The organism is Streptomyces sp. NPDC028419, assembly GCF_055565515.1.
Genome location: NZ_JBVHUE010000020.1, coordinates 20,696 through 35,622 on the forward strand (window position 1 = coordinate 20,696; position 14,927 = coordinate 35,622).

Annotated in this window: 17 protein-coding genes; 9 read left to right on the plus strand and 8 right to left on the minus strand. The window is 74.2% G+C overall.

Going from position 1 to position 14,927, the window contains the following annotated elements:
* Positions 1-29: 29 nt before the first annotated feature.
* A complete protein-coding gene (locus ACZ4UB_RS22970; RefSeq protein ID WP_354382633.1) occupies positions 30-815 on the minus strand; it encodes a LysR family substrate-binding domain-containing protein in 786 nt (261 codons plus the stop codon).
* 57 nt (positions 816-872) lie between these two features.
* Between ACZ4UB_RS22970 and ACZ4UB_RS22975 the strand changes: the two genes are divergently transcribed.
* Positions 873-1,277, plus strand: a complete 405-nt coding sequence (locus ACZ4UB_RS22975; RefSeq protein ID WP_468072697.1) for a DUF5997 family protein — start codon at positions 873-875, stop codon at positions 1,275-1,277.
* Between the two features lie 96 nt (positions 1,278-1,373).
* Here the strand turns inward: ACZ4UB_RS22975 and ACZ4UB_RS22980 are convergent, their stop codons facing one another.
* From ACZ4UB_RS22980 to ACZ4UB_RS22990, 3 genes are read right to left on the minus strand one after another with little or no spacing between them, the layout of a single operon-like run.
* Positions 1,374-1,784, minus strand: coding sequence for a VOC family protein (locus tag ACZ4UB_RS22980; protein WP_354382631.1), 411 nt, complete (start codon positions 1,782-1,784; stop codon positions 1,374-1,376).
* A gap of 10 nt (positions 1,785-1,794) precedes the next feature.
* The gene (locus ACZ4UB_RS22985; protein WP_354382630.1) at positions 1,795-2,238 is read right to left on the minus strand and encodes a helix-turn-helix transcriptional regulator; all 444 of its coding nucleotides are present in this window, start codon (positions 2,236-2,238) and stop codon (positions 1,795-1,797) included.
* Positions 2,235-3,623 carry an SMI1/KNR4 family protein gene (locus ACZ4UB_RS22990; protein WP_468072699.1) on the minus strand — a complete coding sequence of 463 codons (1,389 nt, stop codon included), beginning with the start codon at positions 3,621-3,623 and terminating at the stop codon, positions 2,235-2,237. The genes ACZ4UB_RS22985 and ACZ4UB_RS22990 overlap by 4 nt, the downstream gene beginning before the upstream one ends.
* Before the next feature lie 45 nt (positions 3,624-3,668).
* Between ACZ4UB_RS22990 and ACZ4UB_RS22995 the strand changes: the two genes are divergently transcribed.
* Both ACZ4UB_RS22995 and ACZ4UB_RS23000 read left to right on the plus strand, forming a co-directional pair.
* Positions 3,669-4,535 (plus strand): hypothetical protein, encoded by an 867-nt coding sequence (locus ACZ4UB_RS22995; RefSeq protein ID WP_468072701.1) that lies wholly within the window; start codon positions 3,669-3,671, stop codon positions 4,533-4,535.
* 43 nt (positions 4,536-4,578) lie between these two features.
* Positions 4,579-5,355, plus strand: coding sequence for a maleylpyruvate isomerase family mycothiol-dependent enzyme (locus ACZ4UB_RS23000; protein ID WP_468072703.1), 777 nt, complete (start codon positions 4,579-4,581; stop codon positions 5,353-5,355).
* Positions 5,356-5,494: 139 nt separating this feature from the next.
* Here ACZ4UB_RS23000 and ACZ4UB_RS23005 read toward each other — a convergent pair whose 3' ends face one another.
* Positions 5,495-6,100 carry a dihydrofolate reductase family protein gene (locus ACZ4UB_RS23005; RefSeq protein WP_468072705.1) on the minus strand — a complete coding sequence of 202 codons (606 nt, stop codon included), beginning with the start codon at positions 6,098-6,100 and terminating at the stop codon, positions 5,495-5,497.
* A gap of 207 nt (positions 6,101-6,307) precedes the next feature.
* Between ACZ4UB_RS23005 and argC the strand changes: the two genes are divergently transcribed.
* The 6 genes from argC to ACZ4UB_RS23035 all read left to right on the plus strand — a co-directional run bounded on the left by argC (position 6,308) and on the right by ACZ4UB_RS23035 (position 12,095).
* Positions 6,308-7,348 (plus strand): N-acetyl-gamma-glutamyl-phosphate reductase, encoded by a 1,041-nt coding sequence (gene argC, locus ACZ4UB_RS23010; RefSeq protein WP_468072707.1) that lies wholly within the window; start codon positions 6,308-6,310, stop codon positions 7,346-7,348.
* Positions 7,349-7,436: 88 nt separating this feature from the next.
* A complete protein-coding gene (gene argJ, locus ACZ4UB_RS23015) occupies positions 7,437-8,597 on the plus strand; it encodes a bifunctional glutamate N-acetyltransferase/amino-acid acetyltransferase ArgJ (RefSeq protein ID WP_468072709.1) in 1,161 nt (386 codons plus the stop codon).
* The gene (gene argB, locus ACZ4UB_RS23020; protein ID WP_354382613.1) at positions 8,594-9,514 is read left to right on the plus strand and encodes an acetylglutamate kinase; all 921 of its coding nucleotides are present in this window, start codon (positions 8,594-8,596) and stop codon (positions 9,512-9,514) included. Before argJ ends, argB begins: the two co-directional genes overlap by 4 nt.
* Positions 9,511-10,728, plus strand: coding sequence for an acetylornithine transaminase (locus ACZ4UB_RS23025; RefSeq protein WP_354382612.1), 1,218 nt, complete (start codon positions 9,511-9,513; stop codon positions 10,726-10,728). The genes argB and ACZ4UB_RS23025 overlap by 4 nt, the downstream gene beginning before the upstream one ends.
* A 7-nt stretch (positions 10,729-10,735) precedes the next feature.
* Entirely contained in the window at positions 10,736-11,272 is a 537-nt protein-coding gene (locus ACZ4UB_RS23030) for an arginine repressor (protein WP_354382611.1), read from the plus strand.
* A 16-nt stretch (positions 11,273-11,288) separates the two neighbouring features.
* Positions 11,289-12,095 carry a hypothetical protein gene (locus tag ACZ4UB_RS23035; protein WP_468072712.1) on the plus strand — a complete coding sequence of 269 codons (807 nt, stop codon included), beginning with the start codon at positions 11,289-11,291 and terminating at the stop codon, positions 12,093-12,095.
* A 26-nt stretch (positions 12,096-12,121) separates the two neighbouring features.
* On the opposite strand, the gene ACZ4UB_RS23040 is transcribed toward ACZ4UB_RS23035, so the two are convergent.
* From ACZ4UB_RS23040 to ACZ4UB_RS23050, 3 genes are read right to left on the minus strand one after another with little or no spacing between them, the layout of a single operon-like run.
* Positions 12,122-12,793 carry a L,D-transpeptidase family protein gene (locus ACZ4UB_RS23040; RefSeq protein WP_354382670.1) on the minus strand — a complete coding sequence of 224 codons (672 nt, stop codon included), beginning with the start codon at positions 12,791-12,793 and terminating at the stop codon, positions 12,122-12,124.
* A 33-nt stretch (positions 12,794-12,826) separates the two neighbouring features.
* Positions 12,827-13,408: a pyridoxamine 5'-phosphate oxidase family protein gene (locus tag ACZ4UB_RS23045; RefSeq protein ID WP_468072714.1), complete on the minus strand. Its 582-nt coding sequence runs from the start codon at positions 13,406-13,408 to the stop codon at positions 12,827-12,829.
* A 26-nt stretch (positions 13,409-13,434) separates the two neighbouring features.
* Complete coding sequence (locus ACZ4UB_RS23050) at positions 13,435-14,922, minus strand: hypothetical protein (protein WP_468072716.1); 1,488 nt, start codon at positions 14,920-14,922, stop codon at positions 13,435-13,437.
* Positions 14,923-14,927 lie beyond the last annotated feature (5 nt).

Consider the following 14,927-nt stretch of genomic DNA (forward strand, 5'->3'; position numbering starts at 1 on the left):
GGGGGCCGGCAAGATCCGGAAGGGACGGTCTAGCGGCCGCGCGGCTTGCCGCGCTTGGCGCCGCCCTTGCCGCCGCCCTTCGCGCCGCCCCCGGAGGCGCCGCGCGGGTTCTTGCCGGCGGTCGGCTTGCCGCCGCCGGGCTTGCGGCGGGCCGCCGCGGGGTCGGGGCGCTTGGCCTTCTTCGGCTGCGGCGGGGTCGGCGTGCGCCCCCGCGAGCTGTTGACCGTACGCCCGCGCACGATCCCGATGAACTCCTCCACCAGCTCGGGTGCCTCGTCCGCCTCCGGCCACGACAGCGCGACGCGCGACTGCGGCCCCTCCGTCAGCGTGCGGTAGGTGAGGTCCTTGCGGTGGTGCAGGCGCGCGAGGGACTGCGGTACGACGAGCACGCCGATCCCCGCCGCCACCAGTTCGATGGCGTCTTCCGTCGTCTCGGGGCGGGCGATCGCGGGCTTGCCCGGCAGCTGCTCCCAGTCGAGGGTGTCGTCGAGGGGGTGCAGCACGATCTCCTCGGCCAGATCGCCCGTGGACACCTCTTCGACCGCCGCGATCAGGTGGTCCTTGGGGATCACGACCACGGTGGTCTCGGTGTAGAGGGGGATCGCGCTGAGGCCCGTGCGGTCGATCGGCAGCCGCACGAAGCCCGCGTCGGCGCCGCCGTCGCGGAGCAGGGCGGGCGCCTCGCCGGGGGTCACCTGGACCAGCGTCAGCGGGACGTCGGGCAGCCGCTCGTTCCAGATCCGCACCCACTTGGTGGGCGTCACTCCCGGGACGTACGCGAGCCGGAACGAAGGGGGTGTTTCCGAGCCTGTCACCCGGCCAGGTTACCGGTCGTGGTCGGAGGTAGCGCACACGCTCGATACCCTTGACCCATGACGTCGCACCAGAACGCCCAGACCATGAAGCCCGCGACCGCGGCGAAGAAGCTGGGTGTGTACCTCGAGGCCACACCCGCCGAGTTCCAGGAGGGTGTCGTCTCGCGGGCCGAGCTGAGTGCCCTCCAGGCCGAGCCGCCCCAGTGGCTCCAGGACCTGCGCCTCAACGGTCCGCACCCGCGCCCCGTCGTCGCGTCCAAGCTCGGCGTCTCCATCGCCGGTCTCGCGCGCGGGGGCGTCACGGACGCCCTGACCACCGAGCAGATCGAGGCCATCAAGGCCGAGCTGCCCGAGTGGCTCCAGAAGGAGCGCGCCACGCAGGCCGATGTCCGCAAGGAGACGGTCCGCATCAAGGAGCGCAACGCGGAGCGCGCCGCGAAGGCGGCCGGCCAGGACTCCTGACCCCAGGGATCACCACCGGTGCCCCGGACCCGCGGCCCTGCCGCCGGGTCCGGGGCACCGCTGCGTGGTGCGGCGCCGCGACCGGGCGGGGCGGTGTCAGCGCGGCTGGTTGAAGCGGAGCATGTTGCCCGCCGGGTCGCGGAAGGCGCAGTCGCGGACGCCGTACGGCTGGTCGGTCGGCTCCTGGAGCACCTCGGCGCCCGCCGCCCGGATCCGTTCGAAGGTGGCGTCGACGTCGTCGGTCGTGAAGATCACGCCGCGGAGCATGCCCTTGGCCAGCAGTTCCGCCATGGCCCGCCGGTCGGCCGGCGAGGCGTTGGGGTTGGCCAGCGGCGGTTCGAGGACGACCTCCACGTCCGGCTGCTCGGGGGAGCCGACGGTGACCCAGCGCATCCCCTCGAAGCCGACGTCGTTGCGCACCTCCAGGCCGAGGGTGTCGCGGTAGAAGGCGAGCGCCTTGTCGTGGTCGTCGACCGCGATGAAGCACTGCGAGAGCTTGATGGTCATGACTGCGACGCTACGACGTGCGGCCGGACTCCGCCTCCGCGTCCGGCGCCGGTCGCGGCGGCCCGCTCCGGGAGGGGCGCGTGAGGATCTTGGCCACGCACGCGGGGATCGCGGCGCCCTCCTCGTGGCGGCGGGCCCGGTAGGCGCTGGGGCTCTCGCCGACCAGCTCGGTGAAGCGGGAGCTGAAGGACCCCAGCGAGGTACAGCCGACCGCGAAGCAGACCTCGGTCACGCTGAGGTCGCCCCGGCGCAGCAGCGCCTTGGCGCGCTCGACGCGGCGGGTCATCAGATAGCCGTACGGCGTCTCGCCGAAGGCCGCGCGGAAGCTGCGCGAGAAGTGCCCGGGGGACATCAGCGCGATGGCCGCGAGCGCGGGCACGTCCAGGGGCTCGGCGTAGTCGCGGTCCATCGCGTCCCGGGCGCGGCGCAGCCGTACGAGGTCCTCGATCGTCACGGGCCCAGCATCGCACGGGTGTCCGCCGCCACGGGGCCGATGTCCCCTTCGAGCAGCGTCTGCTCGATCGGGGGCCGGTCCCACAGGGCCAGGATCTCGTTGGCGACGTCCACCACGGGCAGGTGCTCCTCGTCCCGCACGGTGACGGCCGCGGCCTTCAGGGTGCGCGGGACGGCTCCGGCGTCCAGCAGGAGGCGCCATTCGCGTACGCCGACCGCCAGGAACTCCAGCGCGGGCAGGCCCGTGACCTCCAGCGGGTCCGCCAGGGTGCCGGGCGCCGCCGTGAGCGTGCGCAGGCGGGGCAGTCCGACGACCGGGGCGAGGGCGAACGGCGCGCCGTCGGCGTCCGGGACCTCGATGGTCAGGACCTCCAGGGCCGGATGCGCGGCCTCCTCGACGCTGCCGAGGCCGCCGGCGCAGACCTTCGCCGTGATCCCGGGCAGCCCCGCGGCGCGGTCGCGGGGCTCCTCCCGTACCCGGCCCAGCACGAAGTCGGTGAGGGAATCGGCCACCAGCTCGGCGCCGAGACCCTGCTCGTGGCCGATCAGCAGGACCTGCCCGAGGTGGCCGCCCGGGCCGGGCGTGAGGTCGATCGCGTACTCGTCGCCGCCGTTGCTCCCGAATCCGATCCAGCCCGGCGAACCGGCCAGGGGCTGCACCGCGGCGTCGGGTCCGGCGCCGATCGCCCGCCGGGCGCCGAGGCCCCAGCCGGTGTGGCGCTCCGCCGCGTCGACGGCCCGCAGGTCCGCCGGACCGCTCAGCTCGCAGCCGACCGCGTCGCCCGCGAGGTCGGCGCCCTCGAAGTCCTCGAACCAGTCCACCCGGGCCACCCGGTAGAGCGCCTTCAGCTCCTCGGACAGGGTGACGCCCAACCGCGCCTCGGCGGCGTCGATCTCCTCCCGCGTCGCGCCCACGGCGTCGGGCAACCGCTCGCGCAGCGTCCGCTCCAGCAGCGCCGGATCCGCCGACGGCGCCGGGACCGCCCCGGGCGTCGGGTCGGGACGGCGCAGCCACGGGGCGGGGAGGGAGCTCTCGACCAGGACGAGGACGCCCAGGTCGGCGTAGCCGACGGGCGCCTCCACGACGGGGCTCGGCCAGACCACGGCGAGCGTGGTCCTCCCGTCCGGCCGGACCTCCGCGCGGAAGGCGACCTCCTGGACGCGGCCGCGCGCCAGCGCCCGCTGCAGGTCCTCCACCGCGCTCCGCGCCATTTCGGACATCGCGCCCCGGTGGGCCAGGCTCCATCCGTGCTGCCCGACGCGTCCCGCCACCCGGGCCACCTGCCCGTGCCGGCGCCGCGGGTCCGCGGTCAGCACGAGGCGCAGGACCGGCTCCCAGGCCGCGAACTCGGACACCGACGACAAGGGGGGTCTGTGATCCATCATGATCAGACGGTACGGGGCGGTCGGCGGGTTCTCAGGGGCGGGGCAGTGATCGAAGTCGGGCAACAGGGCGCGTTCAGCGTGAACAGCGTCGGCTGGGAGCGCAGGCCGTTCCCCCTGGCCTTCAGCGTCCGCGAGGCCGACGGCCTGTGGCGGGTGCGAGCGAGCGCGGCCCAGGCCGGTGAGCTGGTCGACCTGCTCCTGGCCGCGGCGAACGACGCGGTGGCGGTGGTGGCGCTGGAGACCAACTCCTACCTGGACGCGGACGGGCACCCGCTGCGGCCCTCGCTCATCGCGGCCGACCTCGGGGTGCCCTGCGCGGTCCACCCGATCGGATCCTGGGCGGCCGGCTTCAACGGGCTCGGGGAGGAGTTCCTCGTGCTGGACCGCGACCTGCTGCCGCGACTGCTGGACGGCACCTGGTCGCCGTACGAGCTGGCCCTGATCGACCTGCCCGCCGGCCGGAGCGCGGAGCAGCTCGACGAGCTCGCCCTCGTGCTCGGCACGACCGGCGTCGACGAGCCGCTCCTGAGCCGCCTGGCCGGCTCCCGCATCTGGTTCTCGGGCCACGACGACTGCTACGCGTTCCTGGAGACGAGCGACCCCGCCCTGCCGGCCGCGGTCCTGGCGCGGCTGCTCACGCTGATGGCCGGCGCCGCCCTCGTCGAGGGCGAGCGGGAGCCCCTCCCGCGCGTTCCCGAGCCCGGCCCGGGGCTCGCCGAACAACTGATCGCCGCCGCGCCCCACTGGATCGGAGCCCTGGGCGAGGCCGCCGACCGCACGGGCGCCGAGCACCTGATCGCCATCGACCTGGCCGCCCTGCCCGCCCCCTGGCGCCTGGGCGAACCCTTCCCGCGGCGGGCCGACGTCACCGCGACCCTCGACGTGCGCCGGGGCACCTGGCAGCTCCGGTGAAAATCGCTGTCCGATCATCGGATCACGGTGATAGACATCCGACGTGGAAAAAAATCTTGAATTCCCGGCCCTGCTGCACCTGATCGACGAACGGTCGACCGCCTTCCGCGCCGCGGTCGCCGCCGCGCCCAGCCTCGACGCACAGGTGCCCACCTGCCCCGAGTGGACGCTGTTCGATCTGGCGCAGCACCTGGGCGGGGGCGACCGTTTCTGGGCCGCCATCGTCGGCGCGGGGCCCGCCGACGGTCCGCCGGCCGAGGCCGTCGCCGCGCGCGCCGCCCTGGAGCCGCCGCGGGAGCGCGAGGCTCTGGTGGCCTGGCTGGCCGCGTCGACGGAGCTCCTGCTGGGCGCCCTGCGGAAGGCGGGACCGGACGTCGACTGCTGGGCCTGGTGGAGCGGCCTGCAGACGCCGCGGAGCTCCGGCGGAGTCGCCCGGCACCGGGTCCAGGAGAGCGCGGTGCACACCTACGACGCCCAGCTCGCCGCGGGCGCCGCGCAGCCGCTGCCGACCGGGCTCGCCCTCGACGGCGTCGAGGAGTTCCTGTTCACCTGCGTCGCGTCGCGCGACGCCTGGCCGCACGAGCCCACGACCTTCGACTTCCACGCCACCGAGGGCCGCTCCTGGCGCCTCACGGTCGACGGCGACGGCGCTCGTTCCACCCGCATCGCCGAGCCCACCACGGCGCCCGGCGCCTCCGTCCACGGCACGGCCAGCGAGGTGATCCTCTACTTCTACGAACGCATCCCGGCCGCATCCGTGCGCATCGACGGAGACCCGTCCCTGCTCGACCTGCTCCGCGCCTGGGAACCGGACGCGTAGGCGCTCAAGGCTCCACCCCCCAGGGCGGCGTACGGACGGTCCTGGCGCAACCGCAGTGACAGCGGACCCGGTCGTTCCTACGGGCCGCAGGGCGCCGTGCCCATCGCTCTGGGGAGGGGCCCGCATCGGCTGGGCGAGATCACGTCGGGGCGCCGAGCGGCGGGTGCGCGAGCACGCGGGGCGCGTACTCGACCAGCTGGATGCGGCCGTCGAAGGTGCGGTGCTCGATCATGTCGAGGGCGACGTCCGGATAGCCGTCGTAGATGCGTTCTTCGCCCGTGGCCCCGGTGATCACCGGGAACATCACGACCCGGAAGCGGTCCACGAGTCCGGCTCGTAGCAGGGACCGGCTCAGGCCGAGGCTGCCGATCGTGCTGAGGAGCCCCGAGCCGCTCGCCTTCATGGCGCGGACCGCCTCCACGGCGTCGTCGCGGACGAGCGTGGAGTTGGCCCACGCCAGTGGCTCCTCCAGCGAGGAGGAGAACACGACCTTGGACGCTTGCGTGAGCGCGTCGACGGACGCTTCTTCCTCGGGCCTGAACTCGTCTTGGCCACTCGGGACCTCGCCTGCGGCGAAGCCCGACATGAGGCGGTAGGTGTTCGCTCCCATCAGATAGGTGGCCTCGGGCTGCTCCCCGAGCCATGCCAGGTACTCCGGGCCCTCAAGGCCCCAGAATCCGGGCCATCCCTCTCCTGACGCGTACCCGTCGAGGGAGGTGATGAAGTCGACGAGAAGCTCCGACATGGCGGTGTCCTTTCCTGGGGTGTCACGAGCTTGGACCGGCCGGGAGCCACAAACTCATCGGCCGCGCGGGAAGCGGCGCGAAACCCATGGCGCCGCAGGCCGAACGGACCGGCGGGGCGCCGCCCGCGGACGGCCCGGGCCGCTGGCCGGAGCTTTGCATAAACGTGCAGCGAAACGTATAGTCATGCCATCGACGAGGAGGGTCCGATGGTGGTTCGTGTTGCGGTGGCCGGGGCGAGTGGGTACGCGGGTGGGGAACTGCTGCGCCTGCTCCTGGCCCACCCCGAGGTCGAGATCGGCGCGCTGACCGGCAACTCCAACGCCGGAGCGCTCCTGGGCTCGCTCCAGCCGCACCTCGTGCCGCTGGCCGGGCGCACCCTGGAGGCGACCACCCCCGAGGTGCTCGCCGGCCGGGACGCCGCGCACGACGTGGTCTTCCTCGCCCTGCCGCACGGCCAGTCGGCCGCCGTCGCCGCCCAGCTCGGCGAGGACGTCCTCGTCGTCGACATGGGCGCCGACCACCGGCTGAAGTCCGCTGCCGATTGGGACGCCTTCTACGGGGCCCCGCACGCCGGTACCTGGCCCTACGGCCTCCCCGAGCTGCCGGGGGGCCGCGCGGCGCTGGAGGGGGCGAAGCGCATCGCGGTTCCGGGGTGCTACCCGACCGCCGTCTCCCTGGCCCTCTTCCCGGCCTACCAGGACGGGCTCGCCGAGCCCGAGGCCGTGATCGTCGCCGCCACCGGCACCTCCGGCGCGGGCAAGGCCCTGAGGCCCCACCTGCTCGGCTCCGAGGTGATGGGTTCCATGAGCCCGTACGGCGTGGGCGGCGGCCACCGGCACACCCCCGAGATGGTCCAGAACCTCTCGGCCGTCGCCGGGACCCGGGTCTCGGTGTCCTTCACCCCGACCCTCGCCCCGATGGCCCGGGGCATCCTGGCCACCTGCTCCGCCAAGGCCGTCCCCGGCACCACCGCCGAGTCGGTGCGCGCCGCCTACGAGAAGGCCTACGCCGACGAGCCGTTCGTCCACCTGCTCCCCGAGGGGCAGTGGCCCGCGACGGCATCCGTCTACGGTTCCAACGCCGTTCAGGTCCAGGTCGCGTACGACGCGTCCGCGCAGCGGATCATCGCGATCAGCGCCATCGACAACCTGACCAAGGGCACCGCCGGTGGCGCGGTGCAGAGCATGAACATCGCCCTCGGGCTCCACGAGAGCTTGGGTCTTTCCACGATCGGAGTCGCACCGTGAGCGACGCACGTGCAGCCACTCGGCTGCGGACGACGATGATGCCCGCACCGGCGCGCCGCGCGGTCGGAGAAGCGAACGAGGAGATGCAGTGAGCGTCACGGCAGCACAGGGGTTCAGCGCGGCGGGCATCGCCGCCGGGATCAAGGCGAACGGCAACCCGGACCTGGCCCTCGTGGTCAACCACGGCCCGCGCCTGAGCGCGGCGGGCGTCTTCACCTCCAACCGCGTCAAGGCCGCCCCCGTCCACTGGTCCGAGCAGGTGCTGCGCGGCGGCACCGTCAGCGCCGTGGTCCTCAACTCCGGCGGTGCCAACGCCTGCACCGGCCCCCGGGGCTTCCAGGACACCCACGCCACCGCCGAGAAGGTCGCCGCCGTCCTCGGCGGCGAGCACAACGCCGGCGAGATCGCGGTGGCCTCCACCGGGCTGATCGGCGTGCTCCTGCCCATGGACAAGCTGCTGCCCGGCATCGAGAGCGCCGCCGAGGCCCTCTCCGCCGACGGCGGTGAGGCCGCGGCCGTCGCCATCAAGACCACCGACACCGTCCACAAGACCGCCACCGTCAGCCACGCCGCGGGCTGGACCGTCGGCGGCATGGCCAAGGGCGCGGGCATGCTCGCCCCGGGCCTGGCCACCATGCTCGTCGTCCTCACCACCGACGCCGACCTGGACAGCGCCACCCTCGACAAGGCGCTGCGGGACGCGACCCGCACCACCTTCGACCGGGTCGACTCCGACGGCTGCATGTCCACCAACGACACCGTGCTGCTGCTCGCCTCCGGCGCCTCCGGCGTGGACCCGGCCTACGACGCGTTCGCCGAGGCCGTACGGACCGTCTGCGACGACCTGGCCCGCCAGCTCATCGGCGACGCCGAGGGCGCCAGCAAGGACATCCGGATCGAGGTCGTGAACGCGGCCAGCGAGGACGACGCCGTCGAGGTGGGCCGCTCCATCGCCCGGAACAACCTGCTCAAGTGCGCCATCCACGGCGAGGACCCGAACTGGGGCCGGGTGCTCTCCGCGATCGGCACCACCAAGGCCGCCTTCGACCCGGACCGGCTGAACGTCGCCATCAACGGCGTCTGGGTCTGCAAGAACGGCTGCGTCGGCGAGGACCGCGACCTGGTCTCGATGAAGGACCGCGAGGTCCGCATCACCGCCGACCTGGCCACCGGCAGCGAGTCCGCGGTCATCTGGGCCAACGACCTGACCGCCGACTACGTCCACGAGAACAGCGCGTACTCCTCATGAGCGCCGGCGCCGGCAGTGCCCGCAAGCACACCGCCCTACCCAAGGCCGAGATCCTCATCGAGGCACTGCCCTGGCTGACCCGCCACAACGGCAAGATCGTCGTCATCAAGTTCGGCGGCAACGCCATGATCGACGAGGACCTCAAGGCCGCCTTCGCCCAGGACGTCGTCTTCCTGCGCCAGGCCGGCCTGCGGCCGGTCGTCGTGCACGGCGGCGGCCCGCAGATCAACGCCCAGCTCGACCGGCACGGCCTGGTCAGCGAGTTCAAGGCCGGCCTGCGCGTCACCACCCCGGAGGCGATGGACGTCGTACGGATGGTGCTCGCCGGGCAGGTCCAGCGCCAGCTGGTCGGCCTGCTCAACCAGCACGGACCGCTCGCCGTCGGCATGACCGGCGAGGACGCCCACACCATCACCGCCGTCCAGCACCGGCCCCAGATCGACGGCGAGAGCGTCGACATCGGCCGGGTCGGCGAGATCACCGCCATAGACACCGGCGCGATCGAGGCGCTGCTGGCGGACGGCCGGATCCCGGTCATCTCCTCCATCGCGCGCAGCGCCGACGACGACCACGTCTACAACGTCAACGCCGACACCGCGGCCGCGGCGCTCGCGGCCGCCCTCGGCGCCGAGACCCTGATGGTCCTCACCGACGTCGAGGGGTTGTACGCGGACTGGCCGAACAGCGACGAGGTCATCAGCCGGCTCACCGTCAGCGAGTTGGAGAAGCTGCTCCCGGAGCTGTCGAGCGGCATGGTCCCCAAGATGGAGGGCTGCCTGCACGCCGTCCGCGGCGGCGTCGGCACCGCCCGCGTGATCGACGGACGGGTCCAGCACTCGATCCTGCTGGAGATCTTCACCGACGAGGGCATCGGCACCATGGTCGTGCCCGACGCAGAGGGAGGGGAATCCGCGTGAGCGGGAACAGCTCGAACGAGGAGTACGCGGCGCGCTGGAAGGCGGCGCTCACCGACAACTACGGCACCCCCGCGCTCGCGCTCGTGCGCGGCGCCGGGGCCCAGGTCTGGGACGCGGACGGCAAGCAGTACACCGACTTCGTCGGCGGCATCGCGGTCAACGCCCTGGGCCACGCCCACCCGGCGGTCGTCGGGGCGGTCTCCGCGCAGATCGCCTCGCTCGGCCACGTCTCCAACCTCTACGCCTCCGAGCCGGTCCTCGCGCTCGGCGAACGGCTGCTCCAGCTCTTCGGCCGCCCCGGCAAGGTCTTCTTCTGCAACTCCGGCGCCGAAGCGGTCGAGGCGGCCTTCAAGGTCGGCCGGCTGACCGGACGCACGCACATGGTCGCCACCACGGGCGGATTCCACGGCCGCACCATGGGCGCGCTCGCCCTGACCGGACAGCCCGCCAAGCAGGCCCCCTTCCTGCCGCTGCCCGGCGAGGTCACCCACGTGCCCTACGGCGACGTGGAGGCCCTGCGGGCCGCCGTCACCGAGGACACCGCCCTCGTCCTGATCGAGCCGATCCAGGGCGAGAACGGCGTGGTCGTCCCGCCGGCCGGGTACCTGACCGCCGCCCGCGAGATCACCCGCGCCACCGGCACCCTGCTCGCCCTCGACGAGGTGCAGACCGGCATCGGCCGCTGCGGGCAGTGGTTCGAGCACCAGGCGCACGACGGGGTCGAACCCGACCTCGTCACGCTCGCGAAGGGGCTGGGCGGCGGTCTGCCGATCGGCGCCCTCGCCGCCTTCGGCCCGGCCGCCGACCTGCTCCGGCCCGGCCAGCACGGCACCACCTTCGGCGGGAACCCGGTCGCCTGCGCCGCCGGGCTCGCCGTCATCGACACCATCGCCGCCGACGGACTCCTGGGCCGGATCAAGGAGCGGAGCGAGCAACTGCGCTCCGGAATCGAGGGCGCCGGCGCGGGCGGGCGCCACCCGTTGGTATCCCATGTCCGCGGGGCGGGCCTCCTGCTGGGTATCGTGCTGACCGAGCCCCTCGCACCGCAGGTGCAGAAGGCGGCTCAGGATGCCGGCTTCCTGGTCAACGCGCCCGCCCCCGACGTCGTACGGCTGATGCCGCCGTTCGTCCTCACCGAGGCGGAGGCGGACGCGTTCCTCCGGGCCCTGCCCGGCATCCTCGACGCGGCCCACGGGGACGGATCCGGAGAATGAGACGACGATGAGTCAGGCGCAGGAACACGAGGCGAGCGGCCAGTCCGTTCCGCAGACCCGAACCGCCCGCCACCGCCGGATCGTGGACATCCTCAACCGGCAGCCGGTCCGCTCCCAGAGCCAGCTGGCGAAGCTGCTCGCCGACGACGGGCTGAGCGTCACCCAGGCGACGCTCTCCCGGGACCTCGACGAGCTGGGCGCGGTGAAGATCCGCAACACCAACGGCGAGTTGATCTACGCGGTACCGAGCGAGGGCGGCTTCCGCACCCCGCAGGCCCCGCTGGGCGAGTCGGCGAAGGAGGAGCGCATGCGGCGCCTCTCCGGTGAACTGCTGATCTCGGCGGAGGCGTCCGCGAACCTCGTGGTCCTGCGCACCCCGCCCGGCGCCGCCCAGTTCCTCGCCTCGGCGATCGACCAGGCCGAACTCCAGGCCATCCTCGGCACGATCGCGGGTGACGACACCCTGATGCTGATCAGCCGCGATCCCGCGGGCGGTCAGGCGCTGGCCGATCACCTCCTGCGTCTGGCGCAGAAGGAGGGCTGAGGGCGACCCTGGGGGGATGAGCCAACACCCCCTCTGGGCAGCGGTGTTCGAGGCCGCTGCCGTCGCCCTTGCCTGTTACGCCCTGCTCGGAGTGCTGTGGCGCCTGCGGGACCGGTCCGACCGGTCCGCGGCCGCGCTGCTCGCCACCGCGCCGCCCGATCCGTACCACGCGGTGGCCGTGGCGGGGCGGTCCGAGGACGTCCACCGGCCGGCGGTCGCCCGGCTGCTGCTCGACGGCTCCGTGGAGGTGGACGGGGCGGGCCGGCTGGTCGTCGCCGCCGGGGGGCCGCAGCACGGGCCTCGGGCCGACCCCGCGCCGGTGCACCCGCTGCCCGCCGCCGTCCTCGCCGCGCTCGTGCGCCGCGCCCGGCCCACGAGCACGGCGGAGCTGTCCGGGGACCAGGAGCTGCGCGCGGCCCGCGAGGCCTTCCTGGCCGCCGAGGACGCGAAGCACCCGCACCTGGCCGAGGTCCGGGACCGCGACCGGCTCGCCGACCTCGCGGTCCTGCTCATCATGGCGGTGGTCGCCTGGTACAGCTTCCAACTGGTGGTGCTCTCGCGGCCGGACACGCTGCGCGGGATCGTGCTGATGGGGACCTTCGTCCTCGCGGTGGCGGTCGGGGCCTGCGGCGCGCTGCTCGCCGCCATGGCCATGGTGCGGGTGTGGCCCAAGCGGCGCGATCCCTTCCGTACGTACTGCGCCGCGCTGCCCCCGCACCCGGACCTCCTCGCCCTGGACCCGGAGCTGCTGGCCCGCCTGGACCACCGGGAGCCGCGCCCGGTGGAGTACGACACCTGGGTGGACAGCGGCGGCGCGTTCTGAGCCACCGCCACCCGCGGGCGCCGGTGTCAGTACCGGGTCACGTCCAGCGGCCCCGACTCCGTGCCCACCGCGATGTGCGGCCGGCGTTCCGGCCGGGCCCAGCGCAGGATCGCGCGCATGGACTCCTCGGGAACCGACACGCATCCCGCCGTCGCGCCCTTGCCGTTGACGTGCAGGAAGATCCCCGCGCCGCGTCCGTGCACCGGCCGGTCGTAGTTGAAGCCGATGACCAGGGCGTGGGCGTACTGCTTCGCGTAGCCGACCAGGTGCTCCGCCTCGCCGGGCGCGCAGTCGGCGGGCAGGGGTTCCACCCACCGGTTGTAGTGGAAGGAGGTGTTGTCCTGACACCACCAGGAGCCGTCGCGGACGGGCCGGTAGGTGTACGCCGTCCCCACGGGCGCCGGCCGGATCCCGAAGGCGTACGGCAGGTCGTACAGGCCGGCGGGCGTGGTGTCGGTGCCCTGGACGCGGGTGGCGCCCTCGGTGAGGCCCCGCGCGCCGAACCGGGCGGGCGCCCGGCCCATCGCCACCCACCGCCCGGACCGGCGCTCCCACCAGGTCAGGCGGCCGGTGGTCGCACCGGCCGAGGGGGCGACGGCGGTGATCAGCTGGCTGCCGCCACCGGTGTCGGCGAGCCGGTCCGGCAGCGTGGAACCCCACGGCGGTCCCGACGCGGCGAGCAGCGAGGTGACGAACAGTGAGCCGAGGGCGAGGGCGGTTCGCAGCACATGTCAGACGGTACGCGGCGGGAGCGGCAACGGCAGTGCGGGCAGGCCGTCCAGGCTCGTCGCGATGAATTCCTTCTTCTCGCAGTACTGCGAGAACTCCTCGTCCGTCTTGCGGCCGAAGTACTCCGCGTGGAGGGTGCGCTCGCCCTGGTACTCCATGAAGGGGACGGCGTAGCCGCACACGTCGGAGATCCGCTTGGTCCGTACGACGATGATCGCGCGGGCGGAGGGCCCGTCGGCCGCGCCGAACAGGGCGATCAGCTCGCCCCACCGGGGGTCGTCGCGGAAGACCGCCTCGCCCTCGCCGTGCACGCGGACGATGTTGGGCGCCTCGGAGAAGGAGCACCACATGAGGGTGATCCGGCCGTTCTCGCGGACGTGGGCGATGGTCTCGGCGCCGCTGCCGCCGAAGTCCAGGTAGGCGAGGGTGTGTTCGTCGATGACGACGAGGGTGCCCGCGCGGCCCTTGGGGGAGAGGTTGACGTGGCCGTCGCCCGCCAGCGGAGCCGTCGCGGTGAAGAACATCGGCTGGGCCTCGATGAAGGCGCGCAGCCGGCCGTCTATGTGCTCGTGCAGTTTTCCCATGCGGTCAGTATCCGCTCCGCTCCAGGTCAGCCGCGGGGGAGTCCGAGGCGTGAACGCATCAGGCGCATGACGTGATCGCCGAAGAGCCCGGAGCAGCGCTCCAGCAGGGCGCCCACCTCCGGATCGCCGGCGGGCAGGGCCGGCGGGGCGTACGGCGACCACATGGCCCGGGCGTGCTGCTCCGCCCGCCGGCGCAGGCTCGGGTCCGGGTCGTCCAACAGGGTTACGGTGGCCCGCAGTCCGGCCACGCCGCCCCGCGCGTGCAACAGTCGGTGGGCGGCCCGCCGCTGCGACGGGGGACGTCCGGCGGCGAGCAGTGCGACGAGCGGGGCCTCGGGCAGCCGGTCGGCGCTCGGCAGCAGCGCGAGGGCCGCCTCGCGTACGACGGCCCCCGCCGGGTCCGTCAGCAGCGGGAACAGGGTGGCGGAGTCCGCCGCGTCGAGCAGTCGCAGCCCGGCCACCGCGCCGGCCCGCACCCCCGGCCGGTGGTGCGTCAGCAGCCCGCGCAGCAGCGACGCGTCCGCGCGCCGCCCGCACTCGGCGAGCCCGAGCGCGGCGCCGCCGCTCACGGCGGCGGGCTCGGCGCACAGCTCCAGGTAGCGGGCGCGGGGGTCGCCGCCGTCCTGGCCGACCAGCCAGCGGGCGCAGGCCCGTACGACGCCCGTGCGGTCGGTGAGGTGGGACGCGGCCTCGGACGCGCGGCCCGTGCGGCGCAGGGCGGTGACCCCGGCGGCCCGGACCTGGCCCGAGCGCGAGCCGAGCAGCAGGTCGACCACGGCGTCGGCGTCCGGCCCCGGCGCCCCCGCGGCCAGCGCGGCGAGCGCCCCGTCGGTCCACAGCCGGCGCAGCACCGGGTCGCCCTCGCGCGCGGCCGCCCGGGCCAGCTCCCGGGCCCCCGGGCGCCCGGAGTCCAGCAGCAGCCGCCCGGCGAAGCGGCGCGCGGCCGGGTCGCGGTCGCCCAGCAACGCCTCCAGCACCGCGGCGGGGGCATCGCCGAGGGCCGCCTCGAACAGCTGGCGGGCCCACTCGCCCCGCCCGCGCGCGCCGAGCCGCAGGACCAGCGGGGTGAGCGCGAGCAGCGTCTCGGCGGGGGAGTCGGCCAGCACCCGGGCGAGCAGCGCGCGGGCGCGGGTCCGTACCGGCCCGGCCCAGTCCGCACAGCGGATCACCACGAGCGGCAGCAGCGAGGGATGCGGCCGGGCCCCCCGCGCGAGCTGCCGCACCGCCTCCTCGCGCACCCGGCCCTCGGGGTGGCACAGCGCGGTGTGCGGCCGGGAGCGCAACAGCGCGGGCAGCGCGCCGTCCCAGCACGGGAGGCCCCGCACCCCCTCGTCGAGCGCGATCCAGGCGCCCGGGTCGGCGGGGTCGAGCACCTCCGTGAGCACCGCGCCCCGCGCGAGGTGCTCGGCGGCCTCGCAACCGGCCCGGTGCGTCCAGCGGTGGCGCGGCGCGGGCGCGGGCCGCGGCGCGGGCGGGTGAGCGTGGTGCGGCGCGCTCTGCGCGGGGTCCCTCATGCCCT

Coding starts and splice junctions, on each gene's coding strand:
- ACZ4UB_RS22975 (WP_468072697.1), top strand. CDS start 873: ATGACGTCGCACCAGAACGCCCAGACCATGAAGCCCGCGACCGCGGCG.
- ACZ4UB_RS22980 (WP_354382631.1), bottom strand. CDS start 1,784: ATGACCATCAAGCTCTCGCAGTGCTTCATCGCGGTCGACGACCACGAC.
- ACZ4UB_RS22990 (WP_468072699.1), bottom strand. CDS start 3,623: ATGATGGATCACAGACCCCCCTTGTCGTCGGTGTCCGAGTTCGCGGCC.
- ACZ4UB_RS23005 (WP_468072705.1), bottom strand. CDS start 6,100: ATGTCGGAGCTTCTCGTCGACTTCATCACCTCCCTCGACGGGTACGCG.
- argC (WP_468072707.1), top strand. CDS start 6,308: ATGGTGGTTCGTGTTGCGGTGGCCGGGGCGAGTGGGTACGCGGGTGGG.
- argB (WP_354382613.1), top strand. CDS start 8,594: ATGAGCGCCGGCGCCGGCAGTGCCCGCAAGCACACCGCCCTACCCAAG.
- ACZ4UB_RS23030 (WP_354382611.1), top strand. CDS start 10,736: ATGAGTCAGGCGCAGGAACACGAGGCGAGCGGCCAGTCCGTTCCGCAG.
- ACZ4UB_RS23035 (WP_468072712.1), top strand. CDS start 11,289: ATGAGCCAACACCCCCTCTGGGCAGCGGTGTTCGAGGCCGCTGCCGTC.
- ACZ4UB_RS23045 (WP_468072714.1), bottom strand. CDS start 13,408: ATGGGAAAACTGCACGAGCACATAGACGGCCGGCTGCGCGCCTTCATC.
- ACZ4UB_RS23050 (WP_468072716.1), bottom strand. CDS start 14,922: ATGAGGGACCCCGCGCAGAGCGCGCCGCACCACGCTCACCCGCCCGCG.